The organism is Zhengella mangrovi, assembly GCF_002727065.1.
Lineage (GTDB): Bacteria > Pseudomonadota > Alphaproteobacteria > Rhizobiales > Rhizobiaceae > Zhengella > Zhengella mangrovi.
On sequence record NZ_PDVP01000014.1, the window covers coordinates 42,297 to 60,901 of the forward strand.

Sequence of the window (18,605 nt, forward strand, 5' to 3'; positions counted from 1 at the left end):
CTTTTGCACCCGCGTTCGACCCCGCCTCACCCCTTTGCGAGTCGCTTTTTCCAGTAGCGGACCTGCTTTTTCACCTGCGCCGGGGCCGTGCCGCCATAGGAGGCGCGGCTCTTCACCGACTGGGCAACCTGGAGCACGGGGAAGACGGCATCGGTGATCGCCGGGTTGATCGCCTGGAGGTCGGCCAGAGGCAGGCGCTCCAGCGGGCAGCCGCGCTCCACGGCCAGCGCGACGGCGCGGCCGGTGACGTGGTGCGCCTCGCGGAAGGGCAGGCCGACCTCGCGGACCAGCCAGTCGGCCAGGTCGGTGGCCGTGGACATGCCGGAGCCTGCGGCTTTCTTCATGGCGGCGACATTGACGTCCATCTCGGCGAACATGCCGGTCATGGCTGCCAGCATCAGGTCCAGCGTCTCAGCGGCATCGAAGACGGCTTCCTTGTCTTCCTGCATGTCCTTGGAATAGGCCAGCGGCAGGCCCTTCATCACGGTCAGCAGGGCGATCAGATCGCCGTTGATGCGGCCTGTCTTGGCGCGAATCAGTTCCGCGGCATCCGGGTTCTTCTTCTGCGGCATGATGGACGACCCGGTCGAAAAGCTGTCGGAAAGCTTCACGAAGCCGAACTGCGGCGTCGACCAGATCACGATCTCCTCGGCCATGCGCGACAGGTGCGAGGCGCAGATGGCGGCGATGGAGAGAAACTCCAGCGCGAAATCGCGGTCGGACACGGTGTCCATGGAATTGCGCGTCGGTTCGCGGAAACCGAGGGCCTTCGCGGTCATGTGGCGGTCGATCGGATAGCCCGTGCCGGCCAGCGCGGCGGCGCCGAGCGGGCATTCGTCGAGACGCTCGATGGCGTCGGCAACGCGCGAGCGGTCGCGGGCGAACATCTCGACATAGGCCATGCAGTGATGGCCGAAGGTGACCGGCTGGGCGGTCTGAAGGTGGGTAAAGCCGGGCATGACGGTGGCCGCATGGGCCTCTGCCTTGGCGAGCAGCACCTCGATGAGCCCCTTCAGCGCGGCATGCGTGCGCTGCAGTTCCTCCTTCACCCAGAGGCGGAAGTCGGTGGCCACCTGGTCGTTGCGGGAGCGGGCGGTGTGCAGCCTTCCGGCGGCCGGGCCGACCAGGTCGGCAAGGCGCGCCTCGACATTCATGTGGATGTCTTCCAGGCGGGTGGAAAACTCGAATTTCCCGTCCTCGATCTCTGACAGGATCGTGTTCAGCCCGTGAACGATCTTGTCATGGTCGTCCGCCGAAATTATGCCAGTTTCACGAAGCATGGCGGCGTGGGCCAGCGATCCGCGGATGTCCTGGGCATAGAGCTTCCGGTCGAAGCCGATGGACGCGTTGATCGCTTCCATGATGGCGGCGGGGCCGGAGGCGAAGCGTCCACCCCACATCTGGTTGCTGGTCTTGTTGTCGCTCATGGCCCTGTTCACACCCCGGGAGTGGTTCTTCAATGGCTGACGGAAAGACGTCCCTGTCCTTCAAGTGGATTGCCGGCGCGGCGGTTGCCGCCGTGCTTGCCGGCGCCGGCGCGGTATACGTGACAATGGCGCCGTCTGGCAATGGCGGGACGCAGACGGCGGACGTCGACTGCCCGGTCAACGCGGAGCGCCGCGCAGCCATCGACGCCGCGGCGACAGGCGAGGTCGCTGCCTTCGCCTCGGCCGATCCGGAAAACCTGTCCGGCCTGTCCTTTCAGGGGCGCGACGGCAAGGCGATGACGCTCGCCGATTTCAAGGGCAAGACCATCCTCGTCAACCTGTGGGCGACCTGGTGCGTGCCCTGCCGCAAGGAGATGCCGGCGCTGAACGGGCTGGAGCAGCAGCTTGGCGGCGACGAGTTCCAGGTGGTCGCGATCAACATCGACACCGGCGAGCCGGAAAAGGTCGACCGCTTTCTCGACGAGGTGGGCGTCTCGGCGCTCGGGCGCTACAGCGATTCCTCGATGCGCATCTTCAACGAGTTCAAGAAGCGCAGCCTGGCGCTGGGCCTGCCGGCGACCGTGCTGGTCGATCCGAAGGGCTGCCTGCTGGGCAAGATCAACGGTCCGGCCGAGTGGGACAGCGCCGATGCCATCGGCCTGATCGAGGCGGCGATGGGCGGTGCCGCGCCCGCGCAGTAGGATCAGCCCAGACGGGCTTCGAAATCCTCGTATCCGAAACGTTTCACCACGTCGGCCTGACCGGTGCGGCTGTCCCAGATGACGAGAGCCGGAAGCGGCGTGCCGTTGAAGGTGGTGGCCTTGACGCCGGTGTAATAGGCGAGATCGAGGAAGACCAGGCGGTCGCCGATCTCCGGCAGCCGATCGAAGCGGTAGGTGCCGATGGTGTCGCCGGCCAGGCAGGTGGGACCGCCGACACGGGCAACGGCGGGGTCGTTGACGTCACGCGGGTCGAGGTCGCGCGGCAGCGTGGCGGCGCCGAGGCAATCCGGCGTGAACGGAGCTTCGAGCACGTCCGGCATGTGGCAGGTGGCGGAGGCATCGGTGATGATCACCGGAGCGCCCGTGGTGCCGACATCCAGCACTTCGGCCACGACGGCGCCCGCGTGCAGGGCGACGGCCGTGCCTGGTTCCAGGTAGACCTGGAGGCCGGTGCGCTCGCGGAAGCCGCGCAGGAGCGCGATCGCCTCGTCGACCGGGAAGCCGTCGTCGGTGAAAAGGACGCCACCGCCCAGGTTGATCCAGCCGATGGCCGGAAACAGGTGGGCAAAACGCGTCTCGACCGCTTCGAGGTAGCGGGCGAAGGCATCCAGGCCATGGTCGCACAGGGCGTGGACATGGATGCCGGAGAAGGGCGCCATGTCGTCCGGCGTCAGGTCCGCGGCATCGATGCCGAGCCGCGACCACGGTCCGGCGGGATCGTAGAGCGGGTTGGCCACCTCGCGGTGATGGGGGTTCAGCCGCAGGCCGAGCTGCGGGCTGTCCCGGCCTTTGAGCAGGGGCGCGAAGCGGCGGTATTGCGTCAGCGAATTGAAGATGAGGTGATCGGCATAGCGGCATATCCCGTCAATCTCTTCGGGCTTCAGCCCGGGCGCGAAGGCGTGCATCTCGCCGCCGAAGCGCGTCTTGCCGAGACGGGCCTCGTAAAGGCCGCTGGCGGCGGTGCCGTCCAGGTACCGGGCGATGATGTCGGCCACGGCAAAGGTGGAGAAGGCCTTCAGTGCCAGCAACACCCTGACGCCGGCTTCGTCGGCGATGCGGCGCAGGATGCGGCAATTGTGCTCGATGCGGGCGCGGTCGATCACGTAGGCGGGGCTCGGAAGGCCCGCCGTCTCCAGCATGTGGAAATAGCCCGGCTGCATGGCGTCAGCCGGACCAGGGCCAGGAGCCGTCGAGCGGCAGTTCCCGGACCTGCCAGCCGATGCCGGTCTCGGGCATCATGGCGAGGAAAGGGTCGGGATCGAGTTCCTCCATGTTGACCATGGTTCCCGGGTTCCAGGCGCCATTGGCCAGCAGCCGTGCCGCGGTGATCACCGGAACGCCGGTGGAATAGGAAATTGACTGGGCGCCGACCTCGCGGAAATTGTCCGCGTGGTCGCAGATCGACCAGATGAAGAAGCGCTTCTCCTCGCCGTTCCGGCGGCCACGGATGTCGACGCCGATGCAGATCTTGCCCGTATAGTCCTTGGCCAGGCTGGCGGGATCGGGCAGCAACGCCTTGACCAGCCGGTTTGGCGTGACCATGGCACCGTCCACCTCGACGGGGATCGAGGATGTCAGGCCGAGCTTGTCGAGCACCTCGAAGACCTTGAGGTAGTGCTCGCCGAAGCCCATCCAGAAGGTGATGCGCGGCGTGTCCGGGAAATTGACGGCCAGAGACTGCAGTTCGTCATGGCCCATGGAATAGACGCGGTGCGACCCCACCTCGGGCAGGGTGACGTCCATCCATTCGGCGTGATGCGGCGTGGTGCGCCACGCGCCGCCGTCCCAGGTGATGACGTCTTCCTTGATCTCGCGCAGGTTCACGTCGGGATCGAAATTGGTCGCGAAGTAGCGGCCGTGACTGCCGCCGTTGACGTCGATGATGTCGATCGCGTCGATCTCGTCAAGCAGGTGCTTGCGGGCATGGGCGCAGAAGACGTTCACGACGCCCGGGTCGAAACCCATGCCGAGAAGGGCGTTGAGGCCCTTTTCCGCGAAGCCGGGCCGGCGGCGCCACTCGTGATAGGAATACCAGTTGGGCTGGATGTTCTCGACATGCTCGTCCTCGGCCAGCGCGGTATCGATGTATTGCGTGCCCGTTTCCAGGCAGGCATCCAGGATGGCCGGATTGCAGTAAGGGGAGGCCACGTTGACGACGATGTCGGCCGCGGTCTCGCGCAGCATGGCGACGGTCTCGCGCACGTCGCGGGCATTGACCCGCACGGGCTCGATGAGCCGGTTCTCGTTGGCCGCCGCCCAGCGGGCATGCACGGCGTTGGCCTTGGCGGTCAGTTTTTCCAGCGACCGGCTGGCCCAGTAGATGTCGCCGAATTCCCTGCGGAACTGCACGGCCTTGTTGGCGGCCACGTCGCCGACGCCGCCGGCGCCGATGATCACGAGGTTGGGTTTGCCCATCCGGCGGTTCTCCCGTTCAGTTCACATCGTGACCCGTCGAGGGGCGGATCCGGAGGCCGGATCCTGTCGCCATCATCAGTGGCGTGATGCGATGGTTTGTCTTCTCCGGTTCAGTGCGGACCTACCTAGCCACCAAATCCCGGGGAGGGAAGGGCACGGCGCCTTTTTACCGGTGCCGGTCAGCGCTTCTTCTCGGGCAGGGTGGAAATGTACAGCTTGGCGACGTCGAGCCAGGCCAGAAGCGCGGAGTCGTCGCTGAATCCCTCGGCGTCGATGCGCACAAAGCCGTTCATGACCCGGCCGTTTCCCATTTCCATGGGGCGGGCATGGGGCCGGCCGAGGGCATCGGCATAGCCGGTCGCGCCGACACGGACCATGAGCGACGTGCCGTTGACGCCGCAGGCCATGTGGTCGCCCAACATGAAGACCAGGGCGCCCATCATGCGGCGCTCGCTGATCCGGGGTTCGCTGGCCAGGAGGGTCCTGACACGACCGGCCGTCTGTTCGTCAAAGGCCATGCAAGATCCTCTTCTTTCGGCTCAGCGGGTCGGTACCGGGGTGTCGCCGCGATAATCGTAGAAGCCGCGGCCCGCCTTGCGGCCGAGCCAGCCGGCCTCGACATATTTCACCAGCAGCGGGCAGGGCCGGTACTTGCTGTCGGCCAGACCGTCGTAGAGCACCTGCATGATGGACAGGCAGGTGTCGAGGCCGATGAAGTCGGCGAGCTGCAGCGGACCCATCGGGTGGTTGGCCCCGAGCCGCATGGCGGTGTCGATGGCTTCCACAGAGCCGACGCCCTCGTAGAGCGTGTAGATCGCCTCGTTGATCATCGGCAGCAGGATGCGGTTGACGATGAAGGCCGGGAAATCCTCGGCCACGGTGATCGACTTGCCGAGGCGCGAGACGAATTCCTTGGTCGCCTCGAAGGTGGTCTCGTCGGTGGCGATGCCGCGCACCACTTCCACCAGTTTCATCACCGGGACCGGGTTCATGAAGTGGATGCCGATGAAGCGTTCCGGCCGGTCGGTCTGGGCGGCCAGGCGGGTGATGGAAATGGACGAGGTGTTGGTGGCCAGCAGGGCCTCCGGATTGAGGATCGGGCAGAGCTGCGCGAAGATCTTGCGCTTGATCGTCTCGTCCTCGGTCGCCGCCTCGATCACCAGGTCGCAGGCGGCAAGGTCTTCCACCTTGGGGGCCGGCTTGATGCGCGAGAGCGTCGTCTTGCGATCTTCTTCGCTGATCTTGTCGGAGGCGACCTGGCGGGCCATGTTGCCGTTGACGGTGGCCAGGCCGTGCTCGATGCGGTCTTCCGAAATGTCATTGAGCAGGACGTTGTAGCCCGCCATCGCGCTGACATGCGCGATGCCGGCTCCCATCTGCCCCGCCCCGATTACGCCGATCGTCCTGATCCCGGTCATGATTGCCTGCCCGTCCGTTTCTGTCGTTTCAACCCTGGTGGGCGCGCATTGCAGCCCATATTGCGCCGCACATTACGGCAGGATTGTCACAGTTGGAACAAGCAATCTGGCTTGGTGTGCCAACAAAAAAGCCGGGGCGGTCCTGCCGCCCCGGCTTTCGATCGGTTCAGGTCCCGGTCTCAGAGCGCTTTCTGGAGTTCCGGCAGGGCCTCGAAGAGGTCCGCGACGAGGCCGTAGTCGGCGACCTGGAAGATCGGGGCTTCCTCGTCCTTGTTGATGGCGACGATGACCTTGCTGTCCTTCATGCCGGCGAGGTGCTGGATGGCACCGGAAATGCCGCAGGCGATGTAGAGATCCGGCGCGACGACCTTGCCGGTCTGGCCGACCTGCCAGTCGTTCGGCGCATAGCCGGCGTCGACGGCGGCACGCGAGGCACCGACGGCGGCGCCGAGCTTGTCGGCGACCGGGAGGATGACTTCCTGGAACTTCTCTTCCGAGCCGAGTGCGCGGCCGCCGGAAATGATGATCTTGGCGGAGGTCAGCTCCGGACGGTCGCTTTCCGACAGCTTGTTCTCGACGAAGCTGGAAAGCGCCGGGTCGGCGACGGCGTCAACGGTTTCCACGGATGCGGAACCGTCCTGGCCGGCAGCCTGGAAGGAGGCCGTGCGCACGGTGATCACCTTCTTTGCGTCGGTGGACTGCACCGTCTGGATGGCGTTGCCGGCGTAGATCGGACGCTGGAAGGTGTCGGCGCTGTCGACGGCGATGATCTCGGAGATCTGCATGACGTCGAGCAGGGCAGCCACGCGCGGCATGACGTTCTTGCCCATGGTGGTGGCCGGCGCGACGAAGGCGTCGTAGCCATCGGCCAGCGCGACGACCTGGGCGGCGGTCGGCTCGGCGAGGCGCTCGGCGAGCGCACCGGCTTCGGCGAGCAGCACCTTGCGAACGCCGGACAGCCTGGCGGCGGCGTCGGCGGCCGCCTTGGCGTCCTTGCCGGCAATGAGGATATCCACGTCGCCGCCCATCTTCAGGGCAGCGGAGAGCGCCTTGGCGTTCTGGTCGGACAGCGAGGCGTTGTCGTGATCGGCAACGAGAAGAATGGCCATTGTCGTTTTCCTTTCCGTCCGGTCCCTTAGAGGACGCCCGCTTCGTTCTTCAGCTTGTCGACCAGCTCGGCGACCGAACCGACCTTGACGCCCGCCTTGCGGCCTTCCGGCTCGGCGGTCTTGAGCACCTTGAGACGCGGGGCCGTGTCGACGCCGTAGTCCGACGGGGCCTTCTCGTCGAGCGGCTTCTTCTTGGCCTTCATGATGTTGGGCAGCGAAGCGTAGCGCGGCTCGTTGAGGCGCAGGTCGGTGGTGACGATGGCCGGCATGGTGATCTCGATCGTCTGCAGGCCGCCATCGACCTCGCGGGTCACGGTGGCCTTGCCGCCGTCGATCTTGACCTCGGAGGCGAAGGTGCCCTGCGACCAGCCGAGCAGCGCGGCCAGCATCTGGCCGGTCTGGTTGGCGTCGTCATCGATGGCCTGCTTGCCGAGGATGACCAGTTCCGGCTTCTCCTCGTCGACGATGCCCTTGAGGATCTTGGCAACGGCCAGCGGCTCGACGGCGTCGTCGGTCTTGACCAGGATGCCGCGGTCGGCGCCCATCGCGAGCGCCGTGCGGATCGTCTCCTGGCACTTCTGCTCGCCGATCGAGACCGCCACGATCTCGGTCGCGACACCGGCTTCCTTCAGGCGGATCGCCTCTTCCACGGCAATCTCGTCGAAGGGGTTCATCGACATCTTCACGTTGGCAAGTTCGACGCCCGAGCCGTCCGCCTTGACGCGGATCTTCACGTTGTAGTCAACGACTCGTTTGACCGGTACCAGGACTTTCATGCACCTGACCTCTCTCGTTGGAATTTTGTCGGCGGAAACTAGCGGACCTTGAAAGGTCAAGGCTAGTCCCGCTGCGCATTATTTCCGCTCGGTATCGACGTTTCCTAGGGGTAACGCAGACCCACGCTTGTTCTTGTCGCGCCGGATTTAGCGCTTGCTGACGTTAGCGTCAATTATATGCAGTGCAAAAAGGTGCCCGGTCAGTTCCGGCCCCATTGCCGGCCGGCCGGCTCGCGCGGGGCCGCCTCGGCGGGCAGGGGCGGCGGTTCGGTGGCGACCGCCTTCGGCGTCACGATCGCCTTGTCGAAGAGCGGCACGCCGCGGCGGCGCAGGACGAGGACGAGCGCCGCGCCGGCGACGATGCCGCCGAGATGGGCGGCCCAGGACACCTGGTCCTCGCCGTTGCCGAAGAACATGACCAGCTGAAGGCCGATCCACAGGGCGAGGGGAATGAAGGCAGGGATGCGCAACGGAATGCGGCCGAGGGCGAGCACCCAGACCTTCACGCGGGGATGCAGCAGCAGGTAGGCCGCGATGATGCCGGCCACGGCGCCCGACGCGCCGATGAGCGGCGTTTCGGATGCCGGATCGATGTAGCCGTGCAGCCAGGCGCCTGCGGCGGCGCAGGCGAAATAGAAGAGGATGTATTTCACGTGGCCGAGCGCATCCTCGACATTGTCGCCGAAGACCCAGAGGAAGAGCATGTTGCCGCCCAGGTGCATGAGGTCGCCATGCATGAAGGCGTAGGTCACGTAGGTGAGCTGCTCGGGAACGCGAACGAGTTCCGGCGACAGCTCGTTGATGTCGTGAACGACAGCCGGGACGTAGCCGAAGCCCAGCGCGTCGGCGATCAGCGCCTGCTCGCCGTTGAAGCCGGTCAGCAGGTAGACCACGACGTTGATGGCGATGATGGCGATGGTGACGTATTGCGCCTTGATATACCGGAGGCTGTTTGCGTCATGCAGTGGAATGAACATCGAACCGGCCGTTCCCCTTGCGCCCTGTCAGCGGTTCGCCCCCGGAATCCATAGCACGTCGGCCGTGCCGTTGTCATTGACCACGCGGGCCGCGACGAAGAGCAGGTCGGAAACCCGGTTCATGTAACGGATCGTCTCTGGATTGACATGCTCGCCGGGCTTCTCGGCCAGTTCCACGATCAGCCGCTCGGCGCGCCGGGCGACGGTGCGCGCCAGGTGCAGGTTGGCGGCCGCCGGCGAGCCGCCCGGCAGGACGAAGGACTTCAGCGGCTGCAGCCGCGCGTTGAGCGCGTCGATGTCCTGCTCGATCCGTTCGACCTGGTGGTGGACGATGCGCAGCGGTTCGTAGCCCAGGTCCTCCTCGCTGTCCGGCGTGGCCAGGTCGGCGCCGAGGTCGAACAGGTCGTTCTGGATGCGCGACAGCATCCCGTCGAGTTCCGGATGGGCGGTGCCGGTATGCAGGCGGGCCATGCCGAGGCAGGCATTGGCCTCGTCAACCGTGCCGTAGGCTTCCACGCGCAGGTCGAATTTCAGCCGCCGGCCGCCGGCGGCAAGCGCCGTGGTGCCGTCGTCGCCGGTGCGCGTGTAGATCTTGTTCAGCTTGACCATCTTTTCCCCTCCTCGTGCCGCCGATCAGCCCGGCCGCGCGAAGTAGATGGCGCCCACGATCAGCAGAATGGCGATGAACTGCAGGAAGACACGGGCCTGCATCAGCTTGTTGGACGTGTTGGCATCGCCCGCCTTCATCATGTTGATCAGCCCCCTGATCAGCACGAAGACCACGGCGGCCATGACGACCATCGCCAGGATTTTGAATACGGTAGCCATTGTCGATATTCCTTCAGGCGCGCCGGGCGGCGAACCGGTGTTGGTCTTTCGGTTTCATCCTTGCCCGGCAGTGATGCGGTAGGCAAGCGCGGGCGGGAGGAAACGCTTGGCGAGTACGCCGGCGCGGGCCGGCAAGGTCATGACATAGTGCGGTTTCGGCCGGCGGCTATTCAGCGCGTGCGACAGGACGCGGTAGACCGCTTCCGGCCCCGGTTTCCAGCGCGAGACCGAGCCCCCGGCCTTCAGGCGGGCGAGCTGGGCCTGGTAGGCCTCCCGGTGATGCGAGGCCTCGATGTCGATGTACCTGAGGAACCAGGGCAGGCCATTGGAGGCGATCTTCGAGGCGACCGGGCCCGGCTCGATCAGCGACACCCTGATGCCGCTGCCGTCCAGTTCCGCGCGCAGGCAGAGCGTCAGCCCCTCCAGGGCATGCTTGGAGGCAGCATAGGCGCCCCGGTACTTCACCGGGACGAGCCCGAGAATGGAGGAGCAGTTGACGATCCGGCCATGGCCCTGGGCGCGCATCGCCGGAACGATGCGGCAGGTCAGGTCGTGCCAGCCGAAGAAATTGGCCTCGAACTGGTCGCGCAGGGCCTGGACCGGCAGGTCCTCGACGGCGCCGGCCTGGGCATAGGCGCCGTTGTTGAACAGGGCATCGAGCGTGCCGCCCGTCCGTGCCAGCACGGCTTCGGCCAGGGCGGCGATGGAAACCGGTTGCGTGTAGTCGAGGAAAAAGGCCTCGAAGCCGTCGGCTTCCAGCGCGGCGATGTCGGCTGCCTTGCGCGCGGTGGCGAAAACGCGCCAGCCGTCGGCCTTCAGGGCGCGGGCGCAATAGGCGCCGATGCCCGACGAGGCGCCGGTCACGATGATCGAACGGGACTCCCGCATGGATGAGGCTGCCCTTTTTGTCTTGCCTGCATTTCCCATATAGGACAGCGTTACGCAACCAGAAGGACGGGTTCATGCGCAGATACATCGCCGCCAAGCGGATCATCGGGGACGCCCTCGGGCACTTTTCCCGCGATGACGGCTGGGCGATGGCCAGTCACGTGGCGCTGTCCACGCTGATGGCGCTGTTTCCCTTCCTGATCTTCGCCACGGCGCTGGCCGTTTTCCTGGGTGCGGATGCCTTCGCGCAATCGGCGGTCCACCTGATCTTCGACACCTGGCCGGAGACCATCGCCGAACCGCTGGCGCGGGAAGTCAACAACGTGCTGACAACGCAGCGCAGCGACCTGCTGACCATCGGTGTGGTGCTGGCCTTCTTCTTCGCGTCCAACGGCGTGGAGGCGCTTCGCACCTCGCTCAACCGCGCCTACCGCCAGACGGAGGGCCGGTCGATCATCGCGCTGCGCCTGCAGAGCCTGGCCTTCGTGCTGCTGGCGACCTTCGTGCTCGTCATTGTCAGCCTGCTGCTGGTGGCGCTGCCCGTGGTGGCCCGCCAGGTGGCGACGCATTTCCCGATCGTTGCGGAATGGTACGGCAGTTTCGATGCCCTGCGCATCGCGATCGCGGCCATCGTGCTGCTGTCGGGCCTGATCTCGGCGCATCTCTGGCTGCCGTGCGGGCGGCGCGGCATCGGCGACATCCTGCCCGGCGTGGCGCTGACCTTCCTGTTCTGGATCTTCGGGTCGTCGGCGTTCGCGACCTACCTGAACAATTTCGCCAATTACGCCTCGACCTATGCCGGACTGGCCTCGATCATCGTGGCGCTGGTCTTCCTCTACATGATCGCCGCGATCTTCATCATCGGCGGCGAGCTGAATGCCGCGATCATGCGTTACCGCGCGCTGCGGGAGCAGGTTTCTGATTTGCCATCGTCGCAAGAGCCACGCCGAAACTCGTGACGGCCATACCGGCGATCTGGATCGGCAGCAGTTCCTCGTCGAAGAGGATCCAGGCGAAGACCGCGGTGCAGGCCGGCACGAGATAGAAGAGCGACGCCACCTTCGAAATCGCGCCTTCGCGGATGAGGTACATCAGCAGCATGATGGCACCGATCGACAGCACCAGCACCAGCCAGGCCATGGCGAAGATGGTGCTGCCGTTGACAACGACCTGTCCGGTCTCGAAGAACAGGACCATGGGCAGCGCCGCGATGACGCCGCCGAGATATTGCCAGAAGGTGCCGCGCAGCAGGTTCGCGCCCTGGACGAAGCGCTTCTGCCAGATCGTTCCGGCGCTCATGCCGAGGACCGAGATGATCGAGGCGGTCAGGGTCGCCCCGTTCACGCCGGCGCCAATGACGCCGATCTTCGGCCAGAGCACGATGGCAACGCCGGCGAAGCCGACGACGAGGCCGGTCCAGTGGCGCAGCGTCACCCGTTCGCCCAGCGCCGGGACGGCCATGAAGGCGGTGACGAGCGGCTGCAGCCCGATGATGAGCGCCGACAGGCCGGCCGGCATGCCGTGGCGGATGGCCCAGAACACCCCGCCCAGGTAGACGCCGTGCATGAGCATGCCGGCGATCATGGAATTGTAGATGTGCGAGGGCTTGAGGCGCGGCCCGGCGAACCAGAGCACGAGGCCGGCGATCAGGGCGGCGGAGATGACGAAGCGGATGCCGAGGAAGGTGAACGGCTCGGCATAGGGCATGGCATAGCGCGCACCGATGAAGCCGGTGGCCCAGAGGGCGACGAAGAGGGGCGGTGCGAGGCGGGTGGGGGTCATGAAGGCAATTCTGGACGATCCGGTGACGGGACCACCGCCATATACCGGCGGCCGGCTTAAGCAAAGCGAAAGAAATTTGTCCTACAAGAAGGGCAGGCTTACGCGATTGGCCTGCCGCAATCCGAGGGCATTGAAAATGATCTGGAAAATCGATCCTTTCTGGCTTTTTTTCAGCTTCATGCTGGTCACGATGCTTTCCTACCTGTTCGGGTATTTCCTGGACCGGATCCTGAACCGCGACGGTTTCGGGCCGGTCGGGAACATGATCTTCCTCGTGGCGGGCTTCTTCGGCAGCATCTATCTTTCCAACCTCTACGGCATCCGGTTCTGGAACGTGCAGGTTGCGGTCGCAGCGGGCCTGGCGGGCAGTTTCGCGATGCTGACCGTCTTCTACGTCCTGAAAGCGCTGTTCTACCGCACCAACTGACCGGCTTCACAGGCCGACCATGCGGCGGATATCGGCTGGCGTCATGCCGGCATCGCGCAGGTGGGCGAGCGCCGTATCGCCGCGGCTCTTCGACAGTTTCCGGTCGTCATCGCCCAGCACCAGCCCGTGGTGGTGGTAGACGGGCGCCGGCAGGCCGAGCAGGTCCTGCAGGAGGCGGTGAACCGCCGTCGCGTGGAAGAGATCGCGCCCGCGCACCACGTGCGTCACGCCCTGCAGCGCATCGTCGAGCGTGACCGAGAGGTGGTAGCTCGCGGGGATATCCTTGCGGGCGAGGACCACGTCGCCCCACCGCGCGGGATCGGCCGCGATCCGTCCGGTTTCGCCGTCCGGGCCGGCTCCCGTTTCCTCCCAGCCCTGCACCCCGCCGGTAAACGCCAGGGCGGCGCGCATGTCGAGGCGCCAGGCGTAGGGGTCTCCGGCGGCGATCCGCGTCCGGCGGCCCGCGTGCGGCAGGTCGCGGTCGATGCCGGGATAGAGCGGCGCACCGTCCGGGTCGCGCGGCCAGGTCATGCCGGTGCTCTCGGCCTCGACGATGTGGGCGCGGACCTCGCCACGGGTCATGAAGGCCGGGTAGACGAGGTCCTCGGCGATGAGCGCGTCGAGGGCCGCCTGGTAGTCGGCGAAATGTTCCGACTGGCGGCGGACCGGGCGCTCCCAGTCGAGGCCGAGCCAGGCGAGGTCCTCCAGCATGGCGGCTTCGAGGGCCGGGGTGCAGCGCGTGACGTCGATGTCCTCGATGCGCAGCAGAAAGCGGCCGCCGGCCTCGCGGGCCATCCGGTCGTTCAGGCAGGCCGAATAGGCGTGGCCCAGGTGCAGGGCGCCGTTCGGGCTGGGCGCGAAGCGGAAGACGGGTTGCGTCATGGGGCGGACCGGTCGGGCAGGGCAGGGATCATCGGGGCGGCAAGCTAGCCGGAGGGACGGCGACGTGGCAAGATCGCGCCATGCGAGCGATCGAGACACTGGACGACATCGAGGCGGGGCTGGCGGCGCTGGCGGACCAGGACCGGCGGCTGGCGCCTGTCATCGCGCGGGCCGGGCCGGTGCCGCTGCGGCGCTCGGCGCCCGGATTTCCCAGCCTGGCGGGAATCATCGTTGCGCAGCAGGTGTCGAAGGCCAGCGCCGACGCGATCTTCGGCCGGCTGACGCGGCTTCTCGACCCGCTGACGCCACGGGCCGTGCTGGACGCGGACGAGGACGTCTTCCGCGCTGCGGGCCTGTCGCGGCCGAAACAGGCGACGCTGATCGCCATCGCCGAGGCGGAAGCGGCCGGGCTGGGCCTGGCGGGCCTGTGCGGCCTGCCCGCGGCGGAGGCGATGGACCGGTTGACCGCCATCCGCGGCGTCGGACCCTGGACGGCGGAGGTCTACCTGCTGTTTGCCGGCGGGCATCCGGACATCTTTCCGGCCCGGGACGTGGCGCTGCAGGCCTCGGTGCACGAGGCGCTCGGCCTGGACGCGCGGCCGGGCGAGAAAGCCCTCCAGGCGATCGCCGAATCATGGGCGCCGTGGCGTGGCGTGGCGGCCCGCCTGTTCTGGGCCCATTACGCGGCGATCCGGGGGCGGGATGGCGCTCCGCCCAGCGACTGACGCCAAAAAAGCAATAAAAACAGTCCAGCCTAACCGTGATCGGTGTAAAATTGCCGCTTCACAATGCTGTCATGTCCAGCTTACAGTATCCGCGCCGAAAGACCTGAAACATAGGGGGTCGTGGCGTGACGGTGCACGTCAAACCGGACGGGTTGCCCGCTCTTGTCTTGAATGCGGACTACCGTCCCCTGAGTTATTATCCGCTGTCCCTTTGGTCGTGGCAGGACGCGATCAAGGCGGTCTTTCTTGACCGGGTCAACATCGTCGCCGAGTACGACCACGAGGTGACCTCGCCAAGCTTCCGGATGCGCGTGCCGAGCGTCGTTTCCCTGAAAAGCTACGTGAAGCCGGCGCGCCATCCCGCGTTCACCCGCTTCAATGTCTTCCTGCGCGACCGGTTTCGCTGCCAGTATTGCGGTTCGGAGGAAGACCTGACGTTCGATCACGTCATCCCGCGGCGCTGCGGCGGCACCACCAACTGGGAAAACATCGTCGCGGCCTGTTCGCCCTGCAACCTGAGGAAGGGCGGCATGATGCCGGAGCAGGCGCACATGTGGCCACGGCAGAAGCCCTTTCAGCCGACGGTGCACGACCTCCACAACAACGGCCGCGCCTTTCCTCCCAACTTCCTGCACGAAAGCTGGATGGACTACCTCTACTGGGATGTCGAACTGGAGCCCTGACGGGCCTGTTCAGCGCTTCGCGAAGACGCCCCGGATGGCGACCGCGGCGAGGAAGGCACTGGCGAGCGCGTTCCACCCGGCCATCGACAGGCCGAGAACGCGCAGTGCCGCCTCGTCGCAGGACGGCGGGCGCTTGTTCACCGCGCCGCTGAGAAGCTCTTCCACCGAACCGGGCGTGACCGGTGCGACCGAGGTGCAGTCCGTCGGGCCGGCCCAGAAGTGCCACTCGACGCCGGAATGGTAGACCGCGAGGACAAGGCCCCACAGCATCAGGCCGGCACCGGCCGCCAGCAGCAGGCGGACCAGCAGGGCCGGGCTGCCGAAACGGCCGAGCAGGAAGGTCGCCAGCATCAGCGGTGCGCCGATGTAGTAGGGCAGGCGCTGTTCCAGGCAGAGCGCGCAGGGGATGTAGCCGCCGATGTGCTCGAAGCCAAGCGCGGAGAGCACGACCGCAGCCATGGCGAAAGCCAGGAAAAGGGCGGTCCAGGTGGCGGTGCGGCTGGCGGCGGCGATCATGGCGGCTCCTGTTCAGAATACGTAGCGTATGGCGACAAAACCGCCGATGAGCAAGATCATGAAGGCGGTCACGAGGAGGTTCAGGTATTTCTCGATGAAGACCCGGATCGGCTCGCCCCAGCGGTGAAGCAGCCAGGCGACCAGGAAGAAGCGGGCGGCACGGCCGATGACAGACACGAGCGTGAAGATGAGGAAATTCAGCCCCGTGGCGCCGGAGAAGATGGTCAGCACCTTGTACGGAAAAGGTGTGACGGCGGCGAAGAGCACGCCCCAGCCGCCCCAGGTGTTGTACCACTGACTGATCTGCTCGAAGGCGTCGGCCTTGCCGTAGAACTTGAGCAGCGGCTGGCCGATGGTCTCGAAGAGGAACATGCCGATGGCATAGCCGAGGAAGGCGCCGAGGATGGAGGAGACGGTGCAGATGACCGCGATGCGCACCCACCTGTCGCGCCGGGCGAGCACCATGGGGATCAGCAGGACATCCGGCGGAATGGGGAAGAAGGAGCTTTCGGCGAAGGAAATGCCGGCCAGCGCCTTTTCGGCATGCCGTGTCCCGGCGAGCGACAGTGTCCAGTCGTAAAGGCGGCGCAGCATGGTTCCCGTTCTCTCTGTCCGGCCAGCCGGACATGCGGCTGCGCGGCCCTCTTTAGGCGCGCGCCGGGTCAGTGGCAAGGCTGCATGCTGCGCCGCGTTCGGAATGTGATTGACGAGGGCAGGCAGGTCCGTATAGTCCGGCACCGTGGCGGGGCGATCACGGTCCGCCACGGGCCCCTGTGGCGGAATTGGTAGACGCGCTCGACTCAAAATCGAGTTCCGCAAGGAGTGCTGGTTCGATCCCGGCCAGGGGCACCATCCTAATTCAAGCAAGATTCCGTCTTGTCGATTTGCTCGACCCGTCGCGATGCAGGGCCCGCCCCTGGGGCCACCTTCTTCCGCCCGGTTCCCGGTTGCGCTGCCTGCCGCGCTGCTCCAGTTCGAGCACAATCCTCTCCGCGGGTCAGCGGTCACTTCCCTCCCGTGGATGCGGCGGGCGGCCCGCCACATTTCCTTGCCGAGCAAGCTGCGGACTGGGGGCCGATCCAGTACAAGGGCGAGTTGCACGACCGGGCGACCTACCGTTACTTCTGGAGCTGCCTGCAGCGCGCGGCAGTGACCGGCGTGCCCATGTCGGACGAGGCGCGGGCAGCCTTCTTTTGAACGATTCCGGCAGGCCGGGGGCCTGCGATCCAATTGGAGCATGCGACGTGACAACGATGGAACAGGCCCTGCAATCCCTCGGACCGGCGATGACCGACTACGTGGCTTCGGCGCGAAGCGCCGTCGCGCAGCGGGTCGTGCGGGACGGGCGCGTCGACCGGAAGCTGGCGGACCGCGAGCAGCGTGCGCTGCATGGCCTTGCCTGGATCAGTTCCCAGGCCGAAGCCGTGCGGCAGGCCGCGACCTGGGCTGCCAGACTGGCCGCCGAGGGCAAGCTGACCGAGACGACGCAGCTGGCGCTTGGCATTGGCATCGCGGAATATGTCGACCAGTTGACCTCCGGCGTGCCGATGAGCCAGAGCGAGATCTTCCGGCCTTCCGAAATCGGGCTTGAGGACGAGGCTGCCAGGCTGCGTGCGCACTCCGGGGTCGCCCATTTCCTGACAACGGGAAACACGGTCGAGACGCGCGCCGACCTGGTCGCCCATCTCAACGGCGGAGACCGCGTCGAGGAAGGGCTCGGTGACGAGACGCTCGACATGATCCGCGACCAGTTCCGGCGTTTTGCCAACGAACGGGTGCTTCCGGGCGCCCACGAATGGCACCTCAAGGACGAACTGATCCCGGACGAGATCGTGACGGAAATGGCCGATCTCGGCACCTTCGGCGTCTGCGTCGATGAAGCCCATGGCGGCCTAGGTCTCGGCAAGCTTGCCATGTGCGTCGTGACCGAGGAGTTGAGCCGGGCCTGGATCGCGGCCGGATCGCTCGGCACGCGTTCGGAGATTGCCAGCGAACTGATCACCCATGGCGGTACGGACGAGCAGAAAGCCTACTGGCTGCCCAGGATCGCTTCGGGCGAGGTGTTGCCGACGGCCGTTTTCACCGAGCCGAACACGGGATCGGATCTCGGCAGCGTGCGGACCAAGGCCGTGCGCCAGGAGGACGGCAGCTGGCGGATCAACGGCGCCAAGACGTGGATCACCCATGCGGGGCGATCCGACGTGATGACCGTCCTGGCGCGCTCCAATGCCGCCGACGGCTACGCGGGCCTGAGCATGTTCCTGGCACCGAAGACGCGCGGCACGGACGCCGAGCCGTTTCCGACGGCCGGCATGAAGGGCGGCGAAATCCCGGTGCTGGGCTATCGGGGCATGAAGGAATACGACATTGCCTTCGAGGATTTCGCGGTGCCGGCCGACGGCCTGCTCGGCGGCGAGGAAGGGCAGGGTTTCAAGCAGTTGATGAAGACGTTCGAGGGCGCGCGGATCCAGACGGCGGCGCGCGCGGTCGGCGTGGCATGGCGGGCGTTCGAACTCGCCCATGCCTATGCCCGCGACCGGGTCCAGTTCGGCCAGCCGATCGTCAACTTTCCGCGGATCGCCGACAAGCTGGCGATGATGCTGGCCGAAACCATCATGGTGCGCGAACTGACCTATTTCGCCGCCCGCGAGAAGGACAAGAACCGGCGGTGCGACATCGAGGCCGGCATGGCCAAGCTGCTGGCCGCGCGGGTCGCCTTCTCCAACGCCGACGTGGGCCTGCAGATTCACGGCGGCAACGGTTACGCGCAGGAATACGAGATCAGCCGCGTTTTCTGCGACGCCCGCATCCTGAACATCTTCGAGGGGGCGGCGGAAATCCAGGCGCAGGTGATTGGACGCGGGCTGGTGGGCACGAACTAGGCCCTCGCCGGCCTCGCGCCCGCAGGGCTCCATTCTGGTCCACGAGGCGTGATGACAACCGCGGACGAGGACTGATCACCTGTCCCGGTTCATCCGCTTGCGGATGGATTCGGCGGTGCCGGGATGGCCGTTTCCCGCTGTTTCACCA

At 66.2% G+C, this 18,605-nt stretch carries 22 protein-coding genes and 1 tRNA gene; 8 read left to right on the top strand and 15 right to left on the bottom strand.

Annotation, left to right across the window (positions count from 1 at the left end):
* Positions 1-26: 26 nt before the first annotated feature.
* Positions 27-1,427: an argininosuccinate lyase gene (argH, locus tag CSC94_RS18325; RefSeq protein WP_099307821.1), complete on the bottom strand. Its 1,401-nt coding sequence runs from the start codon at positions 1,425-1,427 to the stop codon at positions 27-29.
* Between the two features lie 32 nt (positions 1,428-1,459).
* Here argH and tlpA point away from each other — a divergent pair, with 32 nt between their 5' ends.
* On the top strand, positions 1,460-2,128 hold the full coding sequence (gene tlpA / locus CSC94_RS18330) for a thiol:disulfide interchange protein TlpA (protein WP_099307822.1): 669 nt from the start codon (positions 1,460-1,462) through the stop codon (positions 2,126-2,128).
* 2 nt (positions 2,129-2,130) lie between these two features.
* Here the strand turns inward: tlpA and CSC94_RS18335 are convergent, their stop codons facing one another.
* The 10 genes from CSC94_RS18335 to CSC94_RS18380 all read right to left on the bottom strand — a co-directional run bounded on the left by CSC94_RS18335 (position 2,131) and on the right by CSC94_RS18380 (position 10,560).
* Positions 2,131-3,309 (bottom strand): carboxynorspermidine decarboxylase, encoded by a 1,179-nt coding sequence (locus CSC94_RS18335; RefSeq protein WP_099307823.1) that lies wholly within the window; start codon positions 3,307-3,309, stop codon positions 2,131-2,133.
* 4 nt (positions 3,310-3,313) lie between these two features.
* Positions 3,314-4,564 carry a saccharopine dehydrogenase family protein gene (locus tag CSC94_RS18340; RefSeq protein WP_099307824.1) on the bottom strand — a complete coding sequence of 417 codons (1,251 nt, stop codon included), beginning with the start codon at positions 4,562-4,564 and terminating at the stop codon, positions 3,314-3,316.
* Between the two features lie 179 nt (positions 4,565-4,743).
* Positions 4,744-5,082, bottom strand: a complete 339-nt coding sequence (locus CSC94_RS18345) for a TfoX/Sxy family protein (protein ID WP_099307825.1) — start codon at positions 5,080-5,082, stop codon at positions 4,744-4,746.
* A gap of 21 nt (positions 5,083-5,103) precedes the next feature.
* Positions 5,104-5,982 (bottom strand): 3-hydroxybutyryl-CoA dehydrogenase, encoded by an 879-nt coding sequence (locus CSC94_RS18350; protein WP_099307826.1) that lies wholly within the window; start codon positions 5,980-5,982, stop codon positions 5,104-5,106.
* 179 nt (positions 5,983-6,161) lie between these two features.
* Positions 6,162-7,091 (bottom strand): electron transfer flavoprotein subunit alpha/FixB family protein, encoded by a 930-nt coding sequence (locus CSC94_RS18355; RefSeq protein WP_099307827.1) that lies wholly within the window; start codon positions 7,089-7,091, stop codon positions 6,162-6,164.
* Positions 7,092-7,117: 26 nt separating this feature from the next.
* Complete coding sequence (locus tag CSC94_RS18360) at positions 7,118-7,867, bottom strand: electron transfer flavoprotein subunit beta/FixA family protein (RefSeq protein ID WP_099307828.1); 750 nt, start codon at positions 7,865-7,867, stop codon at positions 7,118-7,120.
* A 200-nt stretch (positions 7,868-8,067) separates the two neighbouring features.
* Positions 8,068-8,844 (bottom strand): rhomboid family intramembrane serine protease, encoded by a 777-nt coding sequence (locus CSC94_RS18365; protein WP_099307829.1) that lies wholly within the window; start codon positions 8,842-8,844, stop codon positions 8,068-8,070.
* Positions 8,845-8,871: 27 nt separating this feature from the next.
* Positions 8,872-9,453, bottom strand: a complete 582-nt coding sequence (locus CSC94_RS18370) for a cob(I)yrinic acid a,c-diamide adenosyltransferase (RefSeq protein ID WP_099307830.1) — start codon at positions 9,451-9,453, stop codon at positions 8,872-8,874.
* Between the two features lie 24 nt (positions 9,454-9,477).
* On the bottom strand, positions 9,478-9,672 hold the full coding sequence (locus CSC94_RS18375) for a twin transmembrane helix small protein (protein ID WP_099307831.1): 195 nt from the start codon (positions 9,670-9,672) through the stop codon (positions 9,478-9,480).
* Between the two features lie 54 nt (positions 9,673-9,726).
* Positions 9,727-10,560: an SDR family oxidoreductase gene (locus tag CSC94_RS18380; protein WP_099307832.1), complete on the bottom strand. Its 834-nt coding sequence runs from the start codon at positions 10,558-10,560 to the stop codon at positions 9,727-9,729.
* 74 nt (positions 10,561-10,634) lie between these two features.
* Between CSC94_RS18380 and CSC94_RS18385 the strand changes: the two genes are divergently transcribed.
* Entirely contained in the window at positions 10,635-11,519 is an 885-nt protein-coding gene (locus CSC94_RS18385; protein WP_099307833.1) for a YihY/virulence factor BrkB family protein, read from the top strand.
* Here CSC94_RS18385 and CSC94_RS18390 read toward each other — a convergent pair.
* Positions 11,446-12,342: a DMT family transporter gene (locus CSC94_RS18390; protein ID WP_099307834.1), complete on the bottom strand. Its 897-nt coding sequence runs from the start codon at positions 12,340-12,342 to the stop codon at positions 11,446-11,448. The two genes, CSC94_RS18385 and CSC94_RS18390, sit on opposite strands and share 74 nt — an antisense overlap.
* Here CSC94_RS18390 and CSC94_RS24280 point away from each other — a divergent pair.
* The gene (locus CSC94_RS24280) at positions 12,332-12,769 is read left to right on the top strand and encodes a hypothetical protein (protein ID WP_133122925.1); all 438 of its coding nucleotides are present in this window, start codon (positions 12,332-12,334) and stop codon (positions 12,767-12,769) included. The genes CSC94_RS18390 and CSC94_RS24280 overlap by 11 nt on opposite strands.
* A gap of 6 nt (positions 12,770-12,775) precedes the next feature.
* Here the strand turns inward: CSC94_RS24280 and gluQRS are convergent, their stop codons facing one another.
* Positions 12,776-13,651 carry a tRNA glutamyl-Q(34) synthetase GluQRS gene (gene gluQRS / locus CSC94_RS18400; protein ID WP_099307836.1) on the bottom strand — a complete coding sequence of 292 codons (876 nt, stop codon included), beginning with the start codon at positions 13,649-13,651 and terminating at the stop codon, positions 12,776-12,778.
* An 80-nt stretch (positions 13,652-13,731) separates the two neighbouring features.
* On the opposite strand from gluQRS, the gene CSC94_RS18405 reads away from it, so the two are divergent.
* Entirely contained in the window at positions 13,732-14,376 is a 645-nt protein-coding gene (locus CSC94_RS18405) for a DNA-3-methyladenine glycosylase family protein (protein ID WP_099307837.1), read from the top strand.
* Positions 14,377-14,501: 125 nt separating this feature from the next.
* Positions 14,502-15,059, top strand: coding sequence for an HNH endonuclease (locus tag CSC94_RS18410; RefSeq protein ID WP_099307838.1), 558 nt, complete (start codon positions 14,502-14,504; stop codon positions 15,057-15,059).
* A gap of 9 nt (positions 15,060-15,068) precedes the next feature.
* Here the strand turns inward: CSC94_RS18410 and CSC94_RS18415 are convergent, their stop codons facing one another.
* Entirely contained in the window at positions 15,069-15,575 is a 507-nt protein-coding gene (locus CSC94_RS18415) for a disulfide bond formation protein B (RefSeq protein ID WP_099307839.1), read from the bottom strand.
* 12 nt (positions 15,576-15,587) lie between these two features.
* Positions 15,588-16,169 (bottom strand): YqaA family protein, encoded by a 582-nt coding sequence (locus CSC94_RS18420; protein WP_099307840.1) that lies wholly within the window; start codon positions 16,167-16,169, stop codon positions 15,588-15,590.
* Between the two features lie 173 nt (positions 16,170-16,342).
* Between CSC94_RS18420 and CSC94_RS18425 the strand changes: the two genes are divergently transcribed.
* From CSC94_RS18425 to CSC94_RS18435, 3 genes are all read left to right on the top strand, one after another.
* Positions 16,343-16,427 (top strand) — tRNA-Leu (locus CSC94_RS18425).
* A gap of 165 nt (positions 16,428-16,592) precedes the next feature.
* Positions 16,593-16,772: a hypothetical protein gene (locus tag CSC94_RS18430; protein ID WP_205853356.1), complete on the top strand. Its 180-nt coding sequence runs from the start codon at positions 16,593-16,595 to the stop codon at positions 16,770-16,772.
* A 56-nt stretch (positions 16,773-16,828) separates the two neighbouring features.
* Positions 16,829-18,457 carry an acyl-CoA dehydrogenase family protein gene (locus CSC94_RS18435; protein WP_099307841.1) on the top strand — a complete coding sequence of 543 codons (1,629 nt, stop codon included), beginning with the start codon at positions 16,829-16,831 and terminating at the stop codon, positions 18,455-18,457.
* Positions 18,458-18,605 lie beyond the last annotated feature (148 nt).

Excerpts from the sequence above, each read along its gene's own strand:
- CSC94_RS18335 (WP_099307823.1), bottom strand. The coding sequence starts at position 3,309 with ATGCAGCCGGGCTATTTCCACATGCTGGAGACGGCGGGCCTTCCGAGC.
- CSC94_RS18420 (WP_099307840.1), bottom strand. The coding sequence starts at position 16,169 with ATGCTGCGCCGCCTTTACGACTGGACACTGTCGCTCGCCGGGACACGG.
- argH (WP_099307821.1), bottom strand. The coding sequence starts at position 1,427 with ATGAGCGACAACAAGACCAGCAACCAGATGTGGGGTGGACGCTTCGCC.
- gluQRS (WP_099307836.1), bottom strand. The coding sequence starts at position 13,651 with ATGACGCAACCCGTCTTCCGCTTCGCGCCCAGCCCGAACGGCGCCCTG.
- CSC94_RS18385 (WP_099307833.1), top strand. The coding sequence starts at position 10,635 with ATGCGCAGATACATCGCCGCCAAGCGGATCATCGGGGACGCCCTCGGG.
- CSC94_RS18380 (WP_099307832.1), bottom strand. The coding sequence starts at position 10,560 with ATGCGGGAGTCCCGTTCGATCATCGTGACCGGCGCCTCGTCGGGCATC.
- CSC94_RS18355 (WP_099307827.1), bottom strand. The coding sequence starts at position 7,091 with ATGGCCATTCTTCTCGTTGCCGATCACGACAACGCCTCGCTGTCCGAC.
- CSC94_RS18350 (WP_099307826.1), bottom strand. The coding sequence starts at position 5,982 with ATGACCGGGATCAGGACGATCGGCGTAATCGGGGCGGGGCAGATGGGA.
- CSC94_RS18360 (WP_099307828.1), bottom strand. The coding sequence starts at position 7,867 with ATGAAAGTCCTGGTACCGGTCAAACGAGTCGTTGACTACAACGTGAAG.
- CSC94_RS18365 (WP_099307829.1), bottom strand. The coding sequence starts at position 8,844 with ATGTTCATTCCACTGCATGACGCAAACAGCCTCCGGTATATCAAGGCG.
- CSC94_RS18390 (WP_099307834.1), bottom strand. The coding sequence starts at position 12,342 with ATGACCCCCACCCGCCTCGCACCGCCCCTCTTCGTCGCCCTCTGGGCC.
- CSC94_RS18370 (WP_099307830.1), bottom strand. The coding sequence starts at position 9,453 with ATGGTCAAGCTGAACAAGATCTACACGCGCACCGGCGACGACGGCACC.
- CSC94_RS18405 (WP_099307837.1), top strand. The coding sequence starts at position 13,732 with ATGCGAGCGATCGAGACACTGGACGACATCGAGGCGGGGCTGGCGGCG.
- tlpA (WP_099307822.1), top strand. The coding sequence starts at position 1,460 with ATGGCTGACGGAAAGACGTCCCTGTCCTTCAAGTGGATTGCCGGCGCG.
- CSC94_RS18435 (WP_099307841.1), top strand. The coding sequence starts at position 16,829 with ATGGAACAGGCCCTGCAATCCCTCGGACCGGCGATGACCGACTACGTG.
- CSC94_RS18345 (WP_099307825.1), bottom strand. The coding sequence starts at position 5,082 with ATGGCCTTTGACGAACAGACGGCCGGTCGTGTCAGGACCCTCCTGGCC.
- CSC94_RS18340 (WP_099307824.1), bottom strand. The coding sequence starts at position 4,564 with ATGGGCAAACCCAACCTCGTGATCATCGGCGCCGGCGGCGTCGGCGAC.
- CSC94_RS18415 (WP_099307839.1), bottom strand. The coding sequence starts at position 15,575 with ATGATCGCCGCCGCCAGCCGCACCGCCACCTGGACCGCCCTTTTCCTG.
- CSC94_RS18375 (WP_099307831.1), bottom strand. The coding sequence starts at position 9,672 with ATGGCTACCGTATTCAAAATCCTGGCGATGGTCGTCATGGCCGCCGTG.